General features: G+C 39.8%; 19 protein-coding genes. 9 read left to right on the top strand and 10 right to left on the bottom strand.

All coding sequences use genetic code 11. The annotated features are described in order from the left end of the window. Positions 1-30 precede the first annotated feature (30 nt). The gene (uvrC, locus tag ACK4HU_RS18095) at positions 31-1,836 is read left to right on the top strand and encodes an excinuclease ABC subunit UvrC (protein ID WP_409809130.1); all 1,806 of its coding nucleotides are present in this window, start codon (positions 31-33) and stop codon (positions 1,834-1,836) included. 14 nt (positions 1,837-1,850) lie between these two features. Here uvrC and gldN read toward each other — a convergent pair whose 3' ends face one another. The 8 genes from gldN to ACK4HU_RS18055 form a co-directional block, all read right to left on the bottom strand. Further along, positions 1,851-2,666, bottom strand: a complete 816-nt coding sequence (gldN, locus tag ACK4HU_RS18090) for a gliding motility protein GldN (protein ID WP_409809129.1) — start codon at positions 2,664-2,666, stop codon at positions 1,851-1,853. A gap of 28 nt (positions 2,667-2,694) precedes the next feature. Then, positions 2,695-4,293: a gliding motility protein GldM gene (gldM, locus tag ACK4HU_RS18085; protein ID WP_409809128.1), complete on the bottom strand. Its 1,599-nt coding sequence runs from the start codon at positions 4,291-4,293 to the stop codon at positions 2,695-2,697. 39 nt (positions 4,294-4,332) lie between these two features. Next, positions 4,333-5,115, bottom strand: a complete 783-nt coding sequence (gldL, locus tag ACK4HU_RS18080; protein ID WP_409809127.1) for a gliding motility protein GldL — start codon at positions 5,113-5,115, stop codon at positions 4,333-4,335. Between the two features lie 46 nt (positions 5,116-5,161). Then, on the bottom strand, positions 5,162-6,256 hold the full coding sequence (gene gldK / locus ACK4HU_RS18075; RefSeq protein WP_409809126.1) for a gliding motility lipoprotein GldK: 1,095 nt from the start codon (positions 6,254-6,256) through the stop codon (positions 5,162-5,164). 158 nt (positions 6,257-6,414) lie between these two features. Then, complete coding sequence (locus tag ACK4HU_RS18070) at positions 6,415-7,395, bottom strand: type IX secretion system membrane protein PorP/SprF (protein ID WP_409809125.1); 981 nt, start codon at positions 7,393-7,395, stop codon at positions 6,415-6,417. A 73-nt stretch (positions 7,396-7,468) separates the two neighbouring features. Continuing rightward, the gene (locus ACK4HU_RS18065; RefSeq protein WP_409809124.1) at positions 7,469-8,242 is read right to left on the bottom strand and encodes a uroporphyrinogen-III synthase; all 774 of its coding nucleotides are present in this window, start codon (positions 8,240-8,242) and stop codon (positions 7,469-7,471) included. Positions 8,243-8,280: 38 nt separating this feature from the next. Beyond that, a complete protein-coding gene (locus ACK4HU_RS18060; protein ID WP_409809123.1) occupies positions 8,281-9,390 on the bottom strand; it encodes a DUF4271 domain-containing protein in 1,110 nt (369 codons plus the stop codon). 13 nt (positions 9,391-9,403) lie between these two features. Then, entirely contained in the window at positions 9,404-11,104 is a 1,701-nt protein-coding gene (locus tag ACK4HU_RS18055) for a hypothetical protein (RefSeq protein WP_409809122.1), read from the bottom strand. Positions 11,105-11,149: 45 nt separating this feature from the next. Here ACK4HU_RS18055 and hemW point away from each other — a divergent pair, with 45 nt between their 5' ends. The 7 genes from hemW (at position 11,150) to ACK4HU_RS18020 (ending at position 19,049) form a co-directional block, all read left to right on the top strand. Then, the gene (gene hemW, locus ACK4HU_RS18050; RefSeq protein ID WP_409809121.1) at positions 11,150-12,271 is read left to right on the top strand and encodes a radical SAM family heme chaperone HemW; all 1,122 of its coding nucleotides are present in this window, start codon (positions 11,150-11,152) and stop codon (positions 12,269-12,271) included. A gap of 23 nt (positions 12,272-12,294) precedes the next feature. Then, positions 12,295-12,606, top strand: coding sequence for a DUF721 domain-containing protein (locus ACK4HU_RS18045; RefSeq protein ID WP_409809120.1), 312 nt, complete (start codon positions 12,295-12,297; stop codon positions 12,604-12,606). 96 nt (positions 12,607-12,702) lie between these two features. Beyond that, positions 12,703-14,763 (top strand): GAF domain-containing SpoIIE family protein phosphatase, encoded by a 2,061-nt coding sequence (locus tag ACK4HU_RS18040; protein WP_409809119.1) that lies wholly within the window; start codon positions 12,703-12,705, stop codon positions 14,761-14,763. Positions 14,764-14,807: 44 nt separating this feature from the next. Beyond that, complete coding sequence (locus ACK4HU_RS18035; protein WP_409809118.1) at positions 14,808-15,140, top strand: STAS domain-containing protein; 333 nt, start codon at positions 14,808-14,810, stop codon at positions 15,138-15,140. A 3-nt stretch (positions 15,141-15,143) separates the two neighbouring features. Continuing rightward, positions 15,144-15,557 carry an ATP-binding protein gene (locus ACK4HU_RS18030; protein WP_409809117.1) on the top strand — a complete coding sequence of 138 codons (414 nt, stop codon included), beginning with the start codon at positions 15,144-15,146 and terminating at the stop codon, positions 15,555-15,557. 90 nt (positions 15,558-15,647) lie between these two features. After that, complete coding sequence (locus ACK4HU_RS18025) at positions 15,648-17,642, top strand: peptidylprolyl isomerase (RefSeq protein ID WP_409809116.1); 1,995 nt, start codon at positions 15,648-15,650, stop codon at positions 17,640-17,642. Positions 17,643-17,684: 42 nt separating this feature from the next. Further along, a complete protein-coding gene (locus ACK4HU_RS18020; RefSeq protein WP_409809115.1) occupies positions 17,685-19,049 on the top strand; it encodes a peptidylprolyl isomerase in 1,365 nt (454 codons plus the stop codon). A gap of 61 nt (positions 19,050-19,110) precedes the next feature. On the opposite strand, the gene ACK4HU_RS18015 is transcribed toward ACK4HU_RS18020, so the two are convergent. Together ACK4HU_RS18015 and ACK4HU_RS18010 are read right to left on the bottom strand one after the other, a co-directional pair. Continuing rightward, positions 19,111-19,428 carry a hypothetical protein gene (locus tag ACK4HU_RS18015; protein WP_409809114.1) on the bottom strand — a complete coding sequence of 106 codons (318 nt, stop codon included), beginning with the start codon at positions 19,426-19,428 and terminating at the stop codon, positions 19,111-19,113. A gap of 68 nt (positions 19,429-19,496) precedes the next feature. Beyond that, positions 19,497-21,287: an ABC transporter ATP-binding protein gene (locus tag ACK4HU_RS18010; RefSeq protein ID WP_409809113.1), complete on the bottom strand. Its 1,791-nt coding sequence runs from the start codon at positions 21,285-21,287 to the stop codon at positions 19,497-19,499. A gap of 146 nt (positions 21,288-21,433) precedes the next feature. Between ACK4HU_RS18010 and ACK4HU_RS18005 the strand changes: the two genes are divergently transcribed. Beyond that, a complete protein-coding gene (locus tag ACK4HU_RS18005) occupies positions 21,434-22,534 on the top strand; it encodes a Glu/Leu/Phe/Val dehydrogenase dimerization domain-containing protein (RefSeq protein WP_409809112.1) in 1,101 nt (366 codons plus the stop codon). The last annotated feature ends 39 nt before the right edge of the window (positions 22,535-22,573 follow it).

The raw sequence follows: 22,573 nt of genomic DNA, 5'->3' as shown, positions 1-22,573 counted from the left end.
AATCAAGGGCTGTTTTTTTAATTTTAAGCCATGCAGTCCTCCTCATTTCTCCCGGAAGAACACCTTCAATTACCCGATCATCCCGGGGTATATAAGTATTTCAATAACGAGGACGAATTGATTTACGTAGGCAAGGCTAAAAGCTTAAAAAAGCGAGTAAGCAGCTATTTCAACAAAAACACAGGAGTCAATCTGAAGACCAGAAGAATGGTCAAGGAAATCCGACGGATTGAAATCACCTTGGTGGATAGTGAACTGGACGCGCTACTTCTGGAGAATAACCTAATCAAGAAAGTCCAACCGAGATATAATATTTTACTTAGGGACGATAAGACCTATCCCTATTTGTTGATCACCAAAGAACACTTTCCAAGAATTTTTCAGACAAGAAAACACATTCCTAAACGAGGGACGTATTTTGGACCATTTGCCAGTGTAAAGGCAATGAATAATGTCCTTGATCTAATCCGAGACCTTTTTACGATCCGGACCTGCAAGCTTGATCTTTCTCCATATAAGATCGATGAAGCTAAATACAAGGTCTGTCTGGAATATCACATCGGCAATTGCCAGGGGCCCTGTGAAGGCCTACAAAAGGAGCAACAATACCTCAAGGATTTAGAACAGGCAAAGCACATTCTCAAAGGGAACCTTGGAGTTCCCAAGGCTTATTTCCGACAAGAAATGCAGGCTCTGTCAGAAAACTTGGAGTTTGAAAAAGCTCAGAAAATGAAGAACAAACTGGACTTGTTAGAGAAGTACCAGTCCAAGTCTTTGATCACTAGTCCGAGCATTCAAAATCTTGACGTCTGCACTTTAGTCTCCGATGAAAAATACGCCTATGTGAATTATATGCGGGTCATTAATGGAGCAATGATCACTTCCAAAAATGTGGAATTGAAGAAAAAGCTTGATGAAAGTAGCGAGGAATTGCTCCTAACAGCACTTGTAAGATTGCAAGATCAATTTCAAAGTAACGCTGAAGAAATCCTTGTCAATATTGAACCTGAGAATCCAATTGAAGGGCTCAATCTTACCGTTCCTAAGATCGGCGATAAAAAGAAGCTGATTGATCTGTCTCTTAAAAATGCCCTTTACTACAAAAAGGAAAAAGCACTACTTCAGGGACTAAATCAAGACAAAAAAGACCGTGTTATACGTCAACTTCAACAGGATCTCAGCCTTCCTGAAATACCTGATCATATCGAATGCTTTGACAACTCAAACATCCAAGGAACAAATCCTGTGGCAAGTATGGTCTGCTTTCTGGCTGGAAAACCAGCTGTGAAGGAATATCGGCACTACCATATTAAGACAGTGGAAGGTCCAAATGATTTTGCCAGCATGAAGGAGATCGTAGGAAGGCGGTATAAGCGATTGATTGAAGAAGAGAAACCTCTTCCTAAACTGATTGTAATTGACGGTGGAAAAGGCCAACTCTCTTCGGCAGTTGAAGCACTACAGGAATTGGGAGTCTATGGCAAAATGCCGATAATCGGTATTGCTAAGCGATTGGAGGAAATCTATTTCCCCGGAGATTCTTATCCCATTCATATTGATAAGAAATCTGAAAGCTTAAAACTCCTACAGCGCATACGGGATGAAGCTCACCGATTTGCCATTACTTTCCACAGGAATGTTCGAAGTAAAAATGCTTTTGGAACTCAATTGACCGGCATCACAGGAATTGGAGAAAATACAGCTGACAAACTGTTGAAGCATTTTAAATCAGTCAAAAATATAAAGTCAGCCACTGAAAGCGAATTAATAGCAGTGATCGGATCGAGTCGAAGTAAAGCACTGCTGGAATGGATGGAAAAAAATAAAGGGGCCTAAGCCCCTTTTCTATTTTACCACTCCCAAAGGGAGTTTTCAAATTCTAATAATTTGTATTCAAATTCCAATGAATTGAGATAAGCTTGCATCTCAGGATTTGGATGATCAGTCTTAATCAGATCGGCAATTAGGGCCTCATCAGGATTTGTAAACCTTCTTACTACTGATCTAAACAACCTTGATTCAAAAGCTTCATCATAAGTTAGACTCTTAGAGATGTTTTGAAAATTAATCCAACGAGCAGTAGGATGGTTTTTGAAATAATTGATAAAGTCCTTATACCTAAGGTATGCAATTGTCTTTTGACCCGCATTTGCATTTGTCTGAGACGGCATTACCAATTCGATATATTTAATATCAAACTTCAGCTGTGAATGATGCTTTTCAAAAACAAAGTCTTCTTTGAAATCGATGTAATACAACTGCTTTGTAAATATGGAATCTCCATTTGCTGAAATCCAGAAATTATCCTGAAACTCTGCAATTGAAAGTGGCTTAGTAAAGTCAGCATCAGCGAATACTTCTAATGCATTTTCGTCAACCACTGCTTTGTAAATGTGGCCTACAATGCCATTTGCTTTGTTGTCTCCCGATCCATATAACGAAAGATTGTATTTTTCTCTAAGGTCGACACGTCTCCAAACAGAGATTTGATACATTTTGTCATCGTCCCGAATTCGCTTGGCTGAATAGATAGTATCCATAGAGAATTGGCGATCACCAAATCCTGATGGATTGACACTAGTGGCCACTTGCGCGTTGGCGCTAACTGGCAGCAATCCAACGACAACCAAAACTGCCAGGAAGATGTATTGCACAAATCGTTTCATAACTTTCTTTGTTTACTTCGAAAACCGATTACTTCACGCCGAGTCGGATAATCTGTCTTAATTCAGAGTTGATTTTATTACCTCTGAAGTTTGTTCTTGTTACTTGTGTTACTCGAATGACGATGTCATCACCAGCTCTTGCACTTTCAAGAAGCGTTCTCATACTTCCACCGATTGGAACTGAACCTCTTGGTACATCACTTCTCAATAGAATTATTTCACCACCTGTCACCTCAAAATTGGAATCTTTAGCCATTGTTCGAGCAAATGTAGGTTCCGCAACTGCTGCAACTTTCATTCCACTAAAAACATTGACCCCATGACCAACAGCTCCATCAATTTCAGAACCATTTGAAGCTAAGGCTTTTATTGTTGGTAATGGAACCGGTTTAATATCAAACGCAACATCACCAATTTTATTCCCACCACTGCTAACCCCAATTGTTACTTTTCCGGATCCTCCTGGGATTACTGTCAGTTGACCTGGTTGATTCCCTTTGATAGATTGGCCATTGCTGACACTGAAATCTGGAGAATAGGTATTGCCTAATGCCGGAACCTCGATCAACAATTCATTTGCACAATCCGCATAAAGCTGCTGAACTACTTCAGAAGAAACTTTGATTACAGGTCGAGCGACAAAATATTCATATTCAACCGGGATTACTTGATCTTCACCGCCGACGTTTGTTGTTATCTCACCCTTCAGTACTTGTCTGGAAAGTCCTCGATCATCATAACTTCCTGCAGGAGGAACAGTAAATTCAACCTTGCCAAACCCATTTTCGACAGGAACCGCACGACCACCAAGTGTCATTGTTGGTGCTGCTGAGGATGAAGCAGAGGCGATAAACATATCACCTTGGAATTTGGTACCTGCAGCTACTACATTGGATACCGCTGCAATTTTGCCTTCTAGAATATCTGCTTTGAAATAAAAAGTACCGATTGATTTAGCAATTTCACTAAGCGCATCACTTTCGATATTTAATACTTCATTTTGATACTGAGAGATTAATGCTAAAACTGCTCCAACAGGAGACTTCACGAATGTTAGATTAACGAAGCTTTTATTTCTTGCTTCTCTGTCATTTGCAAATAGATCAATGTCTTTTGCGTCTCTTGCGATAGGCTGAAAAGTCATCCCTGTGATTCCAATGCCATCCAATATTCCAGTAATCTGAGTTGGATATCCATTGAGTTTTTCCTTGAGCTCCTCACCTTTACCGCTATTAGCAAATAGATTACCTGGAACTTCAGTATTTTTCAAGGCAGAATTGACAAAGTTGCCTTCTTCATTCTTGGCATTGGCCTGTGTGATAAGCTGCTGCTTCAGATCTTCCAAGTAAGCAAAGATTTCTTTGGTGGCTTCTCTTACTTGCTGAGATGCTGCCACTTTTGGTACATCTTTAGGATTATTTCCCTGCTCTTCAACTGCACCTCTTATTGTAGCTACTGATGATTCATTCTTTGTAATGTAATTTCTAGAAGTTCTTTCCATTCCATCATTGATGAGGACGAACTTCTGGAGGATCTGATTACTTACTTGGAGAGCCAATAAGGCTGTCAAAACCAAGTACATCATCCCGATCATCCTTTGTCTAGGTGTCTCTTTAGCTCCTGCCATCTTTTGTTAGATTTCTATTATTTAGATGTTTGGACTTGATTAACCTTTCATGGCAGAAAGCATTCCTCCATAGATTTTATTCAATGAGCTAACGTTTTGATTGAGCTTGGCTAGTTCGTTTTTGAAAGCTTCAGTTTCTTTGCCTGCTTCAGATAAGCCTTGCATAGCTGAGGTCATGTTACTGTAGAATTTATTTAATGTCTTCACATGACTATTTGCATCCTGCAATTCCATTTCGTAAACTGAATTTAGAGCAGTAAGATTTTTTGTAACTGTTATAACCTGACTATGATACGCCTTAGCATCCTGAGAAGCCCCAGACATTTCTGTGAGCGCGGCAGCAGTTTTACCATAAGATGCATTCAAATCAATCAAAGTTTTTGCTGCAGACTTAACATTAGTAGCGTATTCATTTGTAGCAACAGCAGCGTCAGAAAGATTACCCATTTTCTCAGCTGAGGTGGCTAAATTTTGCATTCCTTTTCCTAAGCTTTCAATCAATTCGGGACCAATTTTAGCTTTTACAAGCATATCATCTAGTTTTGCGGAAACGTCATCACCTTTAGATTTTTTAGGAGCACCATCAGCTAGTTCCGGATAAATCTTGCTCCAATCCATCTCTTCGGCTCTTGGTTCAAAGGCAGAAAGAAAAAAGATAATTGCCTCTGTAGTTAATCCCACCCCAATCATAATATTGGCAAATTGCCAATCGAGGATTTTAAACATTGCGCCGAGAATCACGACAGCGGCACCAATGCCATAGATTTTTGGCATCCAATTGCCGTAAAATTTTGTTTTAAACGAGTTGCTGTTGCTAGCCATTGAAAATTATTAATTAAGGTTAAGGTTGTTTAGCGTATTTGATGGTTTATCTTCTTGTTCTTTTGGATGACTTGACATCCATTGATCCGGATCTACCCATGAAAGTCATCGCAGTTCTGAAACCAATGTGTGCCTGAGCTACATCCTGATATTCATAAGTACGGGTAGAAGTTTCTAAGTAATGAGCAATGTCTTTCCAACTTCCGCCTCTTACAATTTTTCTTGGTTCATTGGGATCATTATAGACTGGATCCAAATCCCAAGTATCCACTCGGGAAGTTGCCTTGTAAGCATCCATTACCCATTCCGCTACATTTCCGGACATATTATAAAGTCCAAAACCATTCGGAGCAAAAACATCAACTGGAGCTGTATATGCAAAACCATCGTCGATATAATTACCTCTACCTGGCTTGAAATTGGCCATTAAGCAACCTCTCTTATTTTTAATGTAAGGCCCTCCCCAAGGGTATTTTGCGACATCCTTTCCACCTTTTGCGGCATATTCCCATTCGGCTTCTGAAGGAAGTCTAAAACCTGGAACATCAAAATCAGAGTCATCATTGGCTCTGAGGTGATAGGTTCTCCACTCGCAGTATTGCTGTGCCTGATCCCATGTAATCCCCACCACAGGATAATTATCAAATGCCGGGTGGTCAAAATAGAACTCCATCAATGGATCTCCATAATGATAAGAAAAACTGGTGGACCAGACTGTAGTGTCAGGCCTTAATTCTTCATAATTGAAAGTAGGAGGATCTTTCAAAGTGGTAGGAGTGCCTGTCGCCAATTCTCCATTTTTCACAGCTTCCAAAAATTGTCTGTATTTGTTATTGGATACTTCATATTTATCCATAAAAAATTCAGAAATAGTTATCTGCTTGTTCATTGCAGATTGTGTATAAGCTATATCCTCATCAGATTGACCCATCCAAAAGGTCCCCGCTCTCACCGGAACCATATCTATGGGAAGGTTTTGCTGCCAACTAGCTCTTTTAGCTACACCGGTAACTTCACCTCGTCTATTAGCCTTTTCACTCGCAGATCCTTTCTTATTAAAAAGCCCGCAACCTGGCAAAAGAGTTGCTAAAGCTAGGCCCAAAGAAATAGGCACTAAGCGGATTTTCATTTTTTTATACATAAATGACGTTTTTGAAATCATCAAATTTTTGCTCAAACAAATTCAATTCGAATATCGAAATTTAGGCGAATTCTGCACAATAATGCAAATAACCTGCCAAATAATAACCTTTTTGTAAACCAACCGTATCGAGCCAAATATTCAAAACACCTCTATGATCAAAACCTAAATCTTGGGGTTCTTTGAATTACTCTTTCTATTTCTCTGCTGGATGTTGGGAGGATGTACCTAAGCATCAATTCATGGCTAGTTGGTGATTTTGCTTCCAATCCACCCACGACCAAATCAAAAGCATACCCCAACTTCAAGGAATTATCACTAAGAAGGCTATAACCAAGGATCAAAGAAACGGATTCTTCTCCCCTAAAAGCTATTCCACCGTTTATTTTATTCTGATGTGTTGCCATAACGCTTACATCGTATGAAAAATTATTAAATGATACAGTTTTTATTAATAAGCTGGGTTCTATTCTTAATTGACCAATGGGCCTTATTCTGTATCCAAATAACAGGTAAGAGTGATTTTTTAACTGGTTAGCGAATGCACCGTCTCCAAAATCGAAGGAAGGTTGATTTAGGTGTTTTGAACTTAATCCCAAATAATAGTTCCCACGATCATAAAGGACACCTGCACCAAAATCCAAAGCTACCTGACCTTCTTTTCCTGATTGAGGCAAACCCGGTTCGGGATTAACAACAATAAATTCATCATAATTTAAGGAACTGGAAAAAATACCAACATATCCACCAAGACTAAGCGTGGCACGGTTGATTTTTTTGTGATAACTCCCTTTAACATTCATTTCGAGATTTCCGCTGGGTCCAATTTGGTCGTTTACTATTGAAAGGCCGTACCCGATGTTTTTGGAATCCAGCCTACCTTCTGCAGTAATCAATTGCGTGGTGGGCGCTCCTCCTTGACCGGAGGATGTGGTATAATTTAACCATTGGGATCGATGGAGAGCCGAAAAACGATAACCTCCCTCTTTTCCGGCAAAGGCAGGATTGTAAAACATGCCATTGTACATGTATTGAGTGAATTGTGCGTCTTGCTGCCCTTGTACTAAGCCTGCGCAAAAACACAGAATCAACGAAACTCCAAACTTTAAAAAATTTTCTAGTCGGCTTTTAGTAATCATTTGGTTATGGTATATCCAATTTTAAACTAGTGTATGAATTTAAACTGAAAAACCACAGAAAATGATTTTTGATTTACAAATTATTTGCCTTTTTGATGTAAAGCTCTAACGCGCCTGTCATGCTAGGGGCATTCGGCATTGGAGCTTCGATATCCAAAATCAAATCTACATCTCTCACTGCTTGTGCGGTTGTTGGACCAAATGCTGCAATTCGAGTATTTCCCTGCACGAAATCGGGGAAGTTTTGTTTCAAAGATTTGATCCCTGATGGACTGAAAAAAGCCAAAACATCATACTTCACGTCTGCCAAGTCAGATAAGTCTGCGGCTACAGTATGATAAATGATAGCCTCAGTGAAAGAAATACCATGTTTTTCCATATACCCGGGGATATCGTCTTTGCGGATGTCCGAACATGGAAATAAATATTTTTCACTTTTATGCTTTTTAAAATAATCAAAAAGATCTTCTGCTGTTTTTTGCCCTACGAAAAGCTTCCGTTTTCTAATAACAATGTATTTCTGCAAATAATGAGCAGTCTGATCCGAAATACAGAAATATTTCATCTCTGCAGGCATTTCAATCTTAAAGTCTTTACAAATAGAAAAAAAGTGATCTATGGCGTTTCTGCTTGTAAATATGATCGCTGTATGCTTTAGGATATCAATTTTTTGCTTTCGAAATTCCTTTGGCGGAACCGGCTCTACCTTAATAAATTGCCTAAAATCAATTTTGATCTTGTACTTCTCCGATAACTGAACATAGGGAGAGTTCACATCGGTTGGTTTGGGCTGGGAAACAAGAATACTTTTTACTGGCTTAAAGCGATCTTTAGGAGCTGCACTCATGCTAGTTATTTCCTTAATTATTTGAATTGATTCCGTTATCAACCCAGATACATTATCCATTTGGAAAGGATAAGAAAGGGTATCAATTCGGCGATGCAAAGGTAGGTAAATAAATGGTATTTCTTAAAACTCAGTCGATTCATCATAATGAGGAACAAACCAAGCACTCCGACGATATAAAGCCAAAAAAATCCTGAAATCAAAAGTGAGAGAGCCGATTCCAAACCTGAATAATTATTGACAACAAAATAGGCTGACACTAAGATCAATACCGAACACCCAAATACAACTAGCCGCAAAAGATAGAAGAAGTGGGAAAATTCAGCCTTGCCCAGATCGAACAAATAGGAAACAACTCGGATACCTATAAATTTTACCACCAAAAAAACTAAAATACCAAATGCCCCTATCAGCCAGACCAACAATAGTGAGGAATAATCCAAGCCAATCCAGGTTTCCAGCCAGTCTTTTTGAAAGATCACCAAGCCAATCACGACAGCTTCGGAGAGCATCATTCCGACAATCAACAAATAAAAAATGATATCAAATGAAAAAAACTTTTGAAGGTTTCCACTATCAGAAAAATCCTCGGCACTGATTACTGCTAATGGCTGTGTCATCACTTCCAGCAAATAAGGGTAGGCAAGTTTGTAGAGGGCAAGAAAAAATAGAATCAGAAAAAGCCCCGTAAAATAAAAATCCTTAACATATTGAGGAATAAAACGCTCAAATATCGGTGTGCTTTCAGCGTCAATACTTGCTTCAAGAACACTCTCCTTTTCAACTACCTTCTTAACACTTGCGTTTAGTTGCGCTAAATTTGGACTTACCACAGTGAACGTTACGGTATCTTTTCCAAACTCCTGTCGCAGGTCCTTTGTATCCACATAAAACAAATTATCTCCAGTAGTGAGTCTCCAAAGCTTTTGATCTATAAAAACAGTCGATTCTGAAGGTAACTTGATTTGGAATTTGGATTCGGGAAATCCAGCAAGATCCAGCTTTAATTCAATTTGATTGTTGCTTCCAAACCAGGATTCCTCGCGTGCAGTTTTCCATTTGCCATCGTAATTCTCCAAAACCTGAGCATGAAGCCCGAGGCTACTCAGAATTAAAAAAAAGACAAGTACCAGTCTGAATTTTGACATAAAATTATAATCTCTAAAACCGAGCTAAATACCCAAAATGAACTCTTGAATAGGAAAACGATAAGGGCTGTGAACTTGACTTTCCAATCGCAAGCACAAAGCTGAATAATCCTCCGTCAGTGTCCAAATTGATTCCTGTTCCAAATGAAAAAGGACGATCAATTTTTTGTGAATTGTAGGGCGTTTCAATAATCCCCAAATCTGCAAATACCATTAAGAAAGAATTTTGATCAAAAAACAAACGCTGCTCCATATTTAAATAGCCAAAGTTTTTTGCAAAGAAATTTTTCTCGTTAAACCCTCGAATACTTTTTAGCCCACCAATACGGTACAATTCATTCAAGAATAAATTTTGATTTTGGAGAAACCCTCCAACACCTCGAAACCACATGCCCCAAGTGGGCTTTATGAAAAGGTGTTTTTCTCCGGAAAACCAACCTTGATACTGTGGGGAAGATTCCTCAAGGCCTGCATACAATTCTTCAGGCAATCCCGTATTTTGGAGAACTCGCTTGTTACCAAGAGAAATCGTTCCTTGAATCCTACTTCCATTCCTTGGTGAAATCGGGGAATCCAACTTATTCCAATCAATTCCAATTCCGTACTGATTCCATCGGTAATCAATTGAAGCTGGTAAATTCAACCCAAATGAAAGATCACCAGGTGAAATCAAATCTCCTGCTTGCCTTTTTGTAAAAAAATTCAAATACCCATCGTCAGATAATCGGTATCCAAAATCCAACTCAAAAGTCCTGTTTACGAAACTGCTATCTTGTTTCAGTAAAGAAAAACCCGCCGAAACGTCCAAAGGTGAACGAAATACAAACGACTCTTTCACTTTGGCCTCTAAAGATTGAGACTGAATATTCAGTCGCTGCCAATTGAGTGAAAAATCCCGGCCTTTTCCGCCTAGATGATACAACTGAAGGTCTACCTCACCTGTAACAAGTACTTTTCCGGGTTCATTTTCATTGGGCAAAAGTCCAATCACCCCGTCAAAGACATTTACCCTCCGATCTTGAATCGTGAATATTGGCCTTGCACGTTGCGTCTGAAAAGTCAACTCGGGAGATCCAACCAGGGTGAAATACGGCGACCTGCGGATAGTTTGAGTTGTTTTTTGCAATTCCTTCTGTGAAAAAATTCTTCCAGGAACTAAGCCCGAAACTTGCTGAAGATATTGAACTTTCGTTTTACTTTCTCCCGCGATACCCAAACTGTCCCAAGTAATCCTCGGACCGGAATCGAATACCAAAACTCCAGAAATTAAACTGTCATTCACAGTGAGGCTATCCATTCTCAATTTTGCAAAAGGAAAACCTTGATTTTCGGCATGACCCAGCGTACGGTCAATCCAGAGATAGGGCTCCGGATAATTCAATCCAATCTGCCCCAATGCGTTCAAAAATTCCTTTGGAATACTTTCCGTTTTAATATTTTCCCATCGAAAAAGTCTTCCAAAATTCCAGGCTAAAAAAAGGGTGTCTGTTTGAAATTCCTTTTGAAAGTATCCTTCTAAATACCCTTGAGCTTGAAAAACTCGTGAAACCGAGTCGACTAAAATATCGGCTTCTTCCAGCCGTGACACATCTCGAATTATTTTGTTTTCAGCCAGTGGAGCGAGTTTCCATTCCACCCGAATGACATCTTGCCCAAGACAAATGGCTTGGCCAAAAGCGATCCAACTGATTACCGTCAACAAAAACGACTTCAAGGGGCTATTCGAGATTGATTATATTCGCAAGATAATTGAATTCACTTGGCAGGCATCTACATCCACATTCCCTTTTGCAAGCAGGCTTGCCACTATTGTGACTTTCATTTTAGCACCAATCTGAGTCGTGTAGACCAAATGGTTTTGGCCATTGGCCGGGAACTTGAATTGCGTAAAGATTACCTTGAGTCAAAAGTTATAGAAACAGTCTACTTTGGAGGCGGTACACCTTCCCTACTTTCAGGAAAACAATTGGAATTTTTATTGGAAAAAGTCAGACAAAATTTTCCCTCAGACTGGAAAGAAGTCACCCTTGAGGCCAATCCTGATGACCTCTCAGATCAAAATCTCGCCATTTGGAAAGGCTTGGGAATTGATAGACTAAGTCTGGGGATTCAGAGTTTTCAGGAAAATGTCCTTCGATTCTATAATAGAGCACACTCCTCTGAAGAGGCTTTAAAGGCAATTTCACGAGGAAGAAATGCCGGATTTGAAAAGTTTTCGATAGACTTGATTTATGGATTTCCACATACAGACCATTCTATTTGGGAAAAAGACCTGGAAGAAGCGATCCGGCAGGACCCAGGTCACATTTCCGCTTACTCCTTAACCGTTGAGCCAAAAACGGCCCTTGGGAAATGGACCGAAAATGGCAAATTTCTGCCTGCAAAAGAGGACTTTGTAGCAGAACAATTCGAATGGCTACAGACTCAGACCGAAAAAGCCGGATATATTCAATACGAAATTTCCAATTTCGGGAAACCGCGCCAGTTTGCCCTTCATAATACCAATTACTGGAAAGGAGTCCCCTATTTAGGACTTGGGCCAAGCGCACATTCTTATGATGGGAAAAATCGGGGCCATAATCCCGCCTCCAATACCCATTACCTCAAAAATTTAGAGTCGAATGTCCCCCCCTTTGAAATAGAATCCTTATCAGGCACAGATCAGGTGAATGACCGAATACTGACTGGCTTGAGGACAATGTGGGGACTTTCTCCAAGCGAATTAGTTCTGGAATTCGGAGTTGATATTTTACGCATCAAGGAAAAGGAGCTTGAAAAATTAGAAAGTCAGGGTTGGCTGTTATGGGATGGCAAAATCTTATCTTTGAGCAAAAAGGGGATGCTGCTTGCAGACAGTATTGCCACCGAACTATTTATTTGATTACTTGAAATCGAACATGTTGTATGAAATACGAATCCAATCAAGGTAGAAAGAAAGATGCAGCACCGATGGAGGCAGCCTTTAATGAACTGCTGAAAGCATACCGACTGGAAGATAAATTCAAAGAAAAACAACTGATAAGCGCTTGGGGTGAAATCGTGGGAAAAACTATTTCGGACCGAACTACCTCAGTATTTATAAAGGAAAAAAAACTTTTTGTTAAACTTACTTCAGGGCCTGTCAAAAAAGAGTTAATGTTCAACCGATCCAAAGTATTGATGCTGATCGAAGAAAAAGTTGGAAAAGGTGTGGTGGATGAATTGGTTTGTCTTTGATTCGATTTTGACAATTTTTAACTGGTCATACTTGACTGGATTCACCTTATCTATCCAAGATTACTTCAGTTTAAGTATTATTGCGCTGGAATTCAGATGATCAAACTACCCTCTATTCATATCGGCAAACTCAGCCTTTTACTTGCCATCTTAGTATGGCTGGCTTTGCTATTTGTGGATTTGGTCCGGCTTTTTGGGATGATCAATGAAATAAATTCAGGGATATCCGATGAGATCACCTGGATTTTGGAGATTCTGTTTTTCTTCACTCTCTACGGGTTTTACAGCTACACCATTGGTAAAAATATACAGAGTGATTTTTTGAACCTCCTCTGGAGAGCAGCATCTACCGGAATTTTTGCCAGCGGTGCTGCCCTTTTGATGGAGCTTTTTTACTTGTCTTTAGGAGACAGTAAACTGGCGTCGGAACCTTTCTTGAAAAACTTTTTCTACCATGTCAATTTTGCACTTACGACCATTTTCCTGATTTCATCTGCTCTGCTTTGGAAGCACCTGATACTTTATCAGAAGAGTAAACAAGTGGTGAAGCAGTGGCAAGCTTTCGAATTTGCGATGCTTGTGGCGATGTTTTTTGTTTTTTTCAACAAGAACAACTTCGATTACAGCTTCCTCTTTGGGATGGTGATTCTGCTTGTGATTTCGGCGGTACTTTCCGGTAATTTAAAATGGATTCCTTACCTGACTTTCAAAGAAAAGTGGAAGTCCCTGCTTTTTTTATTCTTAATTCTAATATGTATTGGCTATTTATTTAGGCGGTTCATGGCCTATTCGGAGGCTGAAGTCTACCAAGTGAATTTGACCGACAATTTATTTTTGATGGCGTTGTTCGGTTTTATTTTCATTTATGCCCTTTTCAGTTTTTTGGTTACACTCTTCAATCTGCCCACATCCTCGGTATTTGAGCAAAAACTTACTGAGGCAATAAACTTTCAGCGGCTGAGTCAGTCGATTCAACCTGGCGAAAATGAGGAGCAGGTGCTTGATATTCTGTTGGATAGCTGCATGAGTGCTTCCTATTCTGATGCTGCATGGATTGAAGTTAACCCCGATGAACAAAAATCAGAATCCAATCAACTCAGATTCTTGGATGAATCCTCCAAGTATGAGCTTTCTGCATTGCTCAAAAAACAAAAAAATGTAGTGGACTGGGAATCCAACAACCAGCCTGAGACACTTCAAGCCCTTACTGTGAGGCTTGAGCATCCTCGCTATGAATCAATCCTGTTAGTTCCCCTTGTTATCAATAAGACATCTTTTGGAAGAATAGTACTATGTAAGGAAGTCCGGGACGGATTCAATAAAGAAATGGTTAATATCATCAGCACCTTTGTCCGACAGGCTTGTATTGCAGTAGAAAACCATCGGCTATTGAATCAGGCGATTCAAAGTGAACGGTATCAAGAGGAATTGCAAATTGCCCAAAGGGTTCAGAAAGCACTACTACCTACAAAGCTGGACCATCCTGATTCTTTTAGCATTTGTGCATTTTCCAATGCAGCCGATGAAGTTGGAGGCGATTATTACGATACCTATCAGCTGGACGAAGACCGATATGTATTAATCATTGGTGATGTGTCTGGTAAGGGTACCTCAGCGGCATTTCACATGTCTCAGATGAAAGGTGTGTTCCATAGTCTAATTCAGCTTAATCTCAGTCCTGCGCAATTTATGATTAAGGCTAATTCAGCCTTAAGTAAATGCTTGGGTAAAAATCATTTCATTACCGCCTCGATTTTTCAAATAAATATTTCCGAAAAAGAAATCTGTCACTCCCGAGCGGGTCATATCCCTACACTATTTTATAAATCAAAAGAAGCTAAATCAGATTTTCTGTTCTTTGATGGCCTGGGACTTGGCATTTTAAGAAACAAGCAGTACGAAAACCACGTTCAGGAAAAAAGTTTTAGCTATGAAGCTGGGGACATTTTAGTCCTGATTACTGATGGAATAATAGAAGCAAAAAATCAGAAAGGCCAGCAATTTGGCTTTGAGCGGATAAGAAGTCTTGTCGAAATTCACCACTCTAAAAGCCCAAGTGAAATACAAACCCAACTAATCGATTCGCTTCACGTTTTTGTGGGTGGGGATAGAATGATAGACGACGACTACTCGATTATGGTCGTGAAATTCCAATAACATACAAATTGAAACAAACCCTTTATTTAAAGAATTCGTAAGCCATGCTTCGACTGGAAAAATCAAAAGAACATCAAAGTGAAATTCTCAGCCTATTCGGTGAAGTGGATGCCAGTAACTCAGTGATCCTTGACGAAGCCATACAAGAGTTGGTCGATGGAGGATCGAAATCGATTATCATAGATGGCAAAAAACTAGAATACATTTCCTCCGCGGGGTTGGGAGTATTCATGTCCTATTTGGAGGACTTCCATGAAAAGGGAATAACCATGAAAATCTGTGAATTGACCCCGAGAGTAAATGAAGTATTTAAGATTTTGGGACTGGATCAACTCATCCCAATTTATCAGGATAGAGCGGCGGCATTCGCTGATTAAAAAATGAATTATAGTCTAAATATCGCTTGCCAAACCTCGGCACTTTCTAAATTGAGAATTTTCCTTCATCAAGCGCTGAACGAGGTAAGACTCAATGAGATCGAAAAGCATCAAGTTACCCTTGCTGTCGAAGAAGTGTGTTCCAATCTTATTATACATTCACATGGATGCAATCCCGAGGATAGCATTCAACTTGAAATAAAAAATTCCGACCAGAAATTAATCGTAGAAATCTCTGACCAAGGTCAAGCCTTTAACATTTTAGATTACAAAGCTCCAGATCTAAAAAAAGTGATGGTAGAAAAACGAAAAGGTGGGTTGGGCATAATTTTAGTAAGAAAAATTATGGATGAAATCGAATTTGAATCTGAAAACGGCACGAACACCTGCCGCTTAATCAAATGGCTTCATTCCTAATTTTGGTTAAATGCCCGAGAAATACGGGTAAAGAGTCGAATTCCTGATAAATTTGTAACATTGCATACTAAATCGGCCATCTTTCTATTCATGAATCACCGAACAATTTCGGCATATCTGGTTTTTCCTTTATTTATCTCTTTGTTTGGCATATCGCCGTGGGCCTCAGCACAGAATCCTAATCAGGTGCTACTCACCCTGGATGGTAATCCAGTCGACAAGGACGAATTGGTCTATTTAATTTCCAAAGGAAAAAATTCCGATACTCCTAAGTCCGGTGTCAGTCGGGATGAGTTTGAAGAAAATCTCGATCTTTTTGTTAATTATAAATTAAAAGTAAGGGAAGCAGAATCCTTAGGATTGGATAAAACCATTGAATTCTCAAGAGAATTTGATTCATTCAAAGAAACGTTGATTTACCCTTACTTGATCAAAAATTCTCTTGAAGAAGGTGAACTTCGAAAAGCCTACTCTCGCATGCAGGAAGTGATTCGGGCTAGTCACATCCTTTTCCAATTTCCTCCAAATGCCAGTTCGGAGGATAGTCTTATCGTATTGAAAATGGCATTGAAGGTTCGTGGAGAAATCGAAAATGGAGGCAATATTAATGAACTTGCTGTACAATATTCAGACGACCCCTCAGCAAAAGCTAATAAGGGAGATCTAGGCTACTTCAGCAGTCTACAAATGGTTCAGCCTTTCGAAGATGCTGCATTCAATCTTCAAGTTGGGCAGTTGTCTGATCCAGTATTATCCAACTTTGGCTATCACATTATTCAGGTTCAAGATCGTCAACAGAATCCTGGACTTGTTCGCGTTTCACATATTTTGGTTCGATTTGATCCCAAAGACCCAACTCAGGAAGAAAATGCCAGAAGGAAAATTTCGGATATCTATGCTGAAATCCAAAAGGAAAGTACCGTTTGGGAAGATATTGTAAAGACATTCTCTGAAGATCCAGCCACCAATCGTAGAGGTGGAATTCTCCCTTGGTTCGGTGTGGGCAGCATGATCCCTGAATTTGAGATGGCCGCATTTTCTTTGACAGAATTTGGAGAGGTTTCCCCTCCCCTCAAAACTCAATATGGTTATCATATTCTACGTCTTGAGGAAAAAAAACCTATTGAATCTTTTGAAGATATGGAAGAAACAATTCGATCTAAAATCTTGAGAGATTCTCGATCTGGTATGATCCAGTCTCAGGTAGTTGCCATTCAGAAGGCCCGCTATAACTTTTCGGAAAATGAAAGTATGGTAGCTCAATTAGCCCAAATACTGAATTCAACTAACAAATCAACTTTTGAATCCGCATTGATTAGTAGTTCCTTGGAAAAGTCAACCCTTTTTACGCTGCAAGGTAAAACCTACACGGCTACCGATCTCCTTAATTTTATGAAAAATGAGGAAATCAGTCCAAGAATCAAAGGAGGCACATTTGATATTTGGTATGATCGGTTTGTTTCCAATACATTGGCTCAAACCGAGGAAAAAGACCTGGAGGCCAACAATAAAGAATATAAAATGCTCCTAAAAGAATACCGGGATGGTATTTTGCTTTTCTCATTGATGAATCAAGAAGTTTGGCAGAAAGGGATCAACGATTCAATTGGCCAGGTAGAATTCTTCAGAAAGAATATCACAAAGTATCAGTGGAAAAATAGAGTTGAAGCCTACCTGGTTAAGGTTTTAGATCGCAGCCAGTTAGAAAATGCCCGGAAATCTCTTCGTGAAAGTGGATTTAACACTGTATCAATCCAAGATTTTGAAGCTAATTACCAAAGCAATTCACCATTGGCATATCAAACAGAAAATGGCATTTTCGAATATGCGGATCATGGAGTGCTTTCCAAAGTTAATTTGGACACCTCTTATCAAGAGATCGAGATAGACGGTATGCTATATCTGGTGATTCTGGGACAGAAATTCCCATCTGAACCTAAAAAATTTGAAGAATCTAGAGGATTGGTAATTAGAGATTATCAAGAGCACCTGGATAAGACCCTCATACAAGCGCTAAAAAGCAAATATCCAATTAAGATAAATCCTCGGGTGAAAGAGGAAGCTTTTCTGGCATTGAATCAATAACCAAGGTTCCCAACTTTCGGAATTAAAAGATCACCTACTATTATGAAGTTTCTCAATCGACTTATTTTCAGCCTTCTTGGAGTGATGACTTTAGGTCATTCCTTTTCCCAGGAAGCCCCTCCGTCTGGACAAGTGCTGGATAAAATTGTCGCCAAAGTAAATAATAACATTATCCTAGAATCAGAAGTCCAGCAAACATACATCGAGGCACTAGCCCAAGCTCAGCAAGGAATAATAGCGCCAACACGATGCGAGGTATTTGAGAGCTTGATGATCAATAAATTGATGGTCGCCAAGGCTGAGATAGATTCGGTACTGGTGACTGAACCGGAGGTCTTGTTGCAAGTGAATAACCGATTCAATGCTGTGATGCAGCAGTTTGGAGGTGATGAGAGTGTCCTTGTCCAAGTCTATGGAAAAACTGCGGAACAACTGAAGAGCGAAATTGAAGATGTGATAAGGGAGCAACTGGTAGTCTCCAAGATGAGATCAAAGATCACAGAGGGAATCACTGTATCTCCGGCTGATGTTCGTTCTTTTTTCAATACCATCCCCAAAGATTCTCTTCCTTTATTCACATCCGAGGCTACGGTTGGGCAGATTGTAAGAAAACCAGAGGTCAGTCCCCAAGTAAGGGAGCAACTTATAGCTCAGTTGACACAATTCAAACAAGACATTCTGGAAGGAAAAGCGGATTTTGCCGAACTAGCCAAGCAGCATTCCGAAGATCCTGGATCTGGTCCGCAAGGGGGAGACTTAGGATTTTTCAGGAGAGGTGAATTGGCACCTGAATATGAGTCAACCTCATTAGGACTTCGACCAGGAGAAATAAGTGATCCTGTCGAAACTCAGTTTGGTTTTCACATGATTCAATTGCTGGAGATCAAAGGAACAAGCTATAATACCCGCCATATCCTTCGAATTCCAACTGCCAGCGAAGAGGATATTTTGAAAGCGGAACGTTACCTTGACAGCCTCAGGAAAGAGATTCAAGCCGGAAAAGTAGACTTTGCAAAAGCTGCCAAAGAATATTCAACTGATAGAGCTACTTCCGACAACGGAGGTTTTTTCACAGACCCCGCTACCAATTCAAATCGACTTTCTCTTAGAACGCTCGAAGATCCGGTCCTTTACTTTACCATCGACACCATGGCCGTTGGAAATATCACTACACCCATTCGATTTATAGACCCAAGAGAGGGCACCAAAGTGCGGATATTGTATTATAAAGCCAAATACCCAGCTCATCGGGCAAACTTGCAAGATGATTATGAGAAACTAAAGGCTGCCACACTTCGACGAAAGGAGGATGAGATTTTAGAAAAGTGGTTTGTCACTGCCAAAGAAGATGTTTTTATTGACATTGATCCAAACTATGATCGATGCAATCCTCTCCAAGGAAAATAAAAAATGCCCCCAAAGACTAATCTCTGGGGGCATTTTTTTGATAGGATAAGTGTTATGGGAATTACTTTTTACCGAACAGTGCTTTAATTCCTAAAAAAATCTGCCTGAATCCTTCCTTCATAAACCCTTTGGATTCCTGAATTTTTGGGCCAAATTCTTCTTTTTTCTCTTTGAATTCTCGCTCCAGCATTTCTTTACCTTTCCGGAGTTCCTCTTCAAGTGAAGTTTTATTTTCCTTTAGATCCTTTATCTTTTGTTCGATTTCTTCTTTGACATCAGCACTAGCCTCTGCCCCTTTTTGGATGAGTTCTTCTATTTTATCTCCAATTTCTCTAAGTACCTCTTCGATATCTTGAGCAGTTGATTTTTTCTTTTCCATAGCCAAAAGTGATAAATTAGGACCTTAAGTTAAACGAAATTATTGAAAACCAGTGGTCTTTAATAAAATCAATCTTCTACAGGCTCTCCCGATTGAGTCTGCTTTTCATAAAGATCAGCATAAACTCCCTTTTGATTCATGAGTGAATCATGGTCTCCCCGCTCAATAATTTTCCCGTCATCCAATACGATTATATGATCTGCAAGCTTTGCAGATGATACCCGGTGAGATATGATCACTGAAGTCCGGTTTTCCATAATTTTTCGCAATGCGGTCAAAATCGAGTTTTCTGTTTTGGTATCGACAGCAGAAAGACAATCATCCAAAATCAGAATTTTGGGTTCCTTGGCAATGGCTCGGGCAATAGAAACACGTTGCTTTTGACCCCCAGACAAGGTGATGCCCCGCTCACCTAGTATTGTTTCGAAGCCTTTCGGAAAGTCAATTATATTCTGGTAAACATCAGCGTCTTTTGCTGCTTTTTCCACTATAGCCTGATCCGCATGGTCTATACCAAATGCGATATTGTTGGCTATAGAATCTGAAAATAGAAAAACATCCTGTGGCACAAAGCCGATTTGCTTCCTTAATGCCGATATATCATAATTGCGGATGTCTTGGCCATCTATCAAAATGCGGCCAGTAGATGGATCATACATTCGCATCAGAAGATTGGCAATGGTTGACTTTCCCGATCCTGTCGTTCCTATTATTCCCAAGGTTTGACCTGCTTTGATTTCAAAAGAAACCTGATCCAGGGCCTGAATTCCCGATTCAGGGTAGCGAAAAGAAAGATTCTCAACAAGAATACTGCCTTGAATATCCGATACCACATTTTCAAGACTGACTATATCATTTTTGATATCCAAAAATTCGTTGATCCTAGTTTGCGAAGCCGCCGCGCGTTGCACAATGCTGGTGACCCATCCGAGTGAGGTGACTGGCCAAGTTAGGATATTGACATATAAGATGAACTCAGCAATGACACCATAGCCAATCTCCCCTTGGATTACCTGCATACCGCCCACATATACTGTGATGATGGTAGAAATTCCCACCAAAGCCATAATGAGCGGGAAAAACAGGGCATTAACCCGTGTCAGATTGATCGATTTTACTTTATATTCTTCGCTAGCTTTGGTAAAATCTCTGGCGGAATCTTCCTCTCTCACAAAGGCCTTCAACACTCTAATGCCGGAAAAAGCTTCCTGAACGAAAGTGCTTAATTCTGACAGGCTCCTTTGAATTTTTTCAGATCGTTCGTTGATTAAGTTATTAACGAAATAGATGCTTACAGACAAAATAGGCAGTGGAAGTAGGGAATAAAATGTCAATTCAGCATTTACAGAAATCATGTAAAAAATCACAAGGGGGAAGAGTATCAACAAATTCAACCCATACATTATGGCTGGCCCCAAATACATCCTTACCCGACTTACATCCTCGGTAATTCTAGCCATAAGATCCCCGGTGCTGTTCTTGCGATAAAAACTAAGAGGAAGATTTTGGTAGTGGTTGAAGATTTCGTTCTTCATATCATATTCTACCTTTCGGGACATGATTATAATGGTCTGCCTAATGAGAAAAAGAAAAAAACCTCTCAATAAGGCCATTACCAAAATCAATACGCCGAAAATAAACACAAACTGCAAAAAATTTTCTCTGGCAATTTCTCCCATTCCTCCCTGCATTAGCGGGCGATAAATAGAGAAACTCTCCACCACATAATCTATGGCTATTCGTACTAGTTGTGCAGGAATAATTACGAAGACATTGGATATCACAGTGAATAGTATTCCCAACAGCAATAATCCCTTGTATTTATATAAATACTTATTGATTCTCCAAAGTGACTTCACCAAATAAAAACTTTAAAATCGAGGATAAACTTATAGAAACTATGGAAGTAATTCCTTTGCGGGCTGATAAAAGTATTTAATTTTGTATCAGCCTATATTCTCAGGCTACAACCCAAATATAACATATTCTAAAAAGCTAAGTTCAGATGTTAGAGATTAAAGCTACCGAAAGTGTGCGAGAGGGGTCTATTTTTGGACAAATCAGCACCATGGATCACGAGCAACTTGTGATTTGTCATGACCAAGCGACTGGCCTTAAGGCACTTATTGGGATTCATAATACGGTACTTGGACCGGCCCTTGGAGGTACACGAATGTGGCCTTATGCTTCGGAAGCTGAAGCCATCACCGATGTTCTAAGACTATCCAGAGGAATGACTTTTAAAAATGCCCTCGCCGGACTTAATCTCGGAGGAGGTAAAGCTGTATTGATCGGTGATCCAAAACTGAAAAATGAGGCCTTTCTTAGAAGATTCGGTCGCTTTGTGGAAAGCCTTGGTGGCCGATATGTAACTGCAGAGGATGTAAACATGAAAACGTCAGACATGGAATACATTGCCATGGAGACCCGTCATGTTACGGGACTGCCACAAATCAAAGGCGGAGCCGGCGATCCATCCCCTGTCACTTCGTTTGGTGTATATATGGGAATGAAAGCAGCAGCAAAGAAGGCCTTTGGTTCTGAATCTCTCAAAGGAAAGAAAATCGGTGTGCAGGGTGTTGGACAAGTAGGAAAATACCTCATCGAATACCTGGTAAAAGAAGGTGCCGAAATAATGATTACTGATATTTTCGAGGATAAATTAAAAGAAATAGCCAAGTCTTCGGGTGCTACCGTAGTGGATCCAAATGTAATCTATGATCTGCCTATGGATATTTATGCCCCTTGTGCCCTTGGTGCCACCATCAATGATCAAACAATTGATAGACTGAAATGTGCTGTGATAGCCGGCGGAGCAAACAATCAGCTTCAAGATGAAGATAAACATGGCAAGATTCTCATGGACAAAGGAATTATCTATGCTCCTGACTTTTTGATCAATGCCGGAGGTGTAATTAATGTGGGGGCCGAATACTACCAGGATTATAACAAAGAGACTGTCTTTGCACAAACTGAAAAAATCTATGACACTTGTCTGAGCATCCTCGTTAAATCTGAAATTGAGAAAATTCCTGCCCAACAGGCAGCAATCGAAGTCGCTAAAGCTAGAATTGAGGCAATGGGAAGGGTAAAACTTCCATTTTAAAAGAATTTAATATTTTCCAAAAGACCACCGAAAAACTAG

The organism is Algoriphagus sp. (assembly GCF_046296635.1).
Taxonomy (GTDB): Bacteria; Bacteroidota; Bacteroidia; order Cytophagales; family Cyclobacteriaceae; genus Algoriphagus.
The sequence above is the reverse complement of the archived record's forward strand: the minus strand, read 5'-3'. Positions and strand labels throughout refer to the sequence as shown.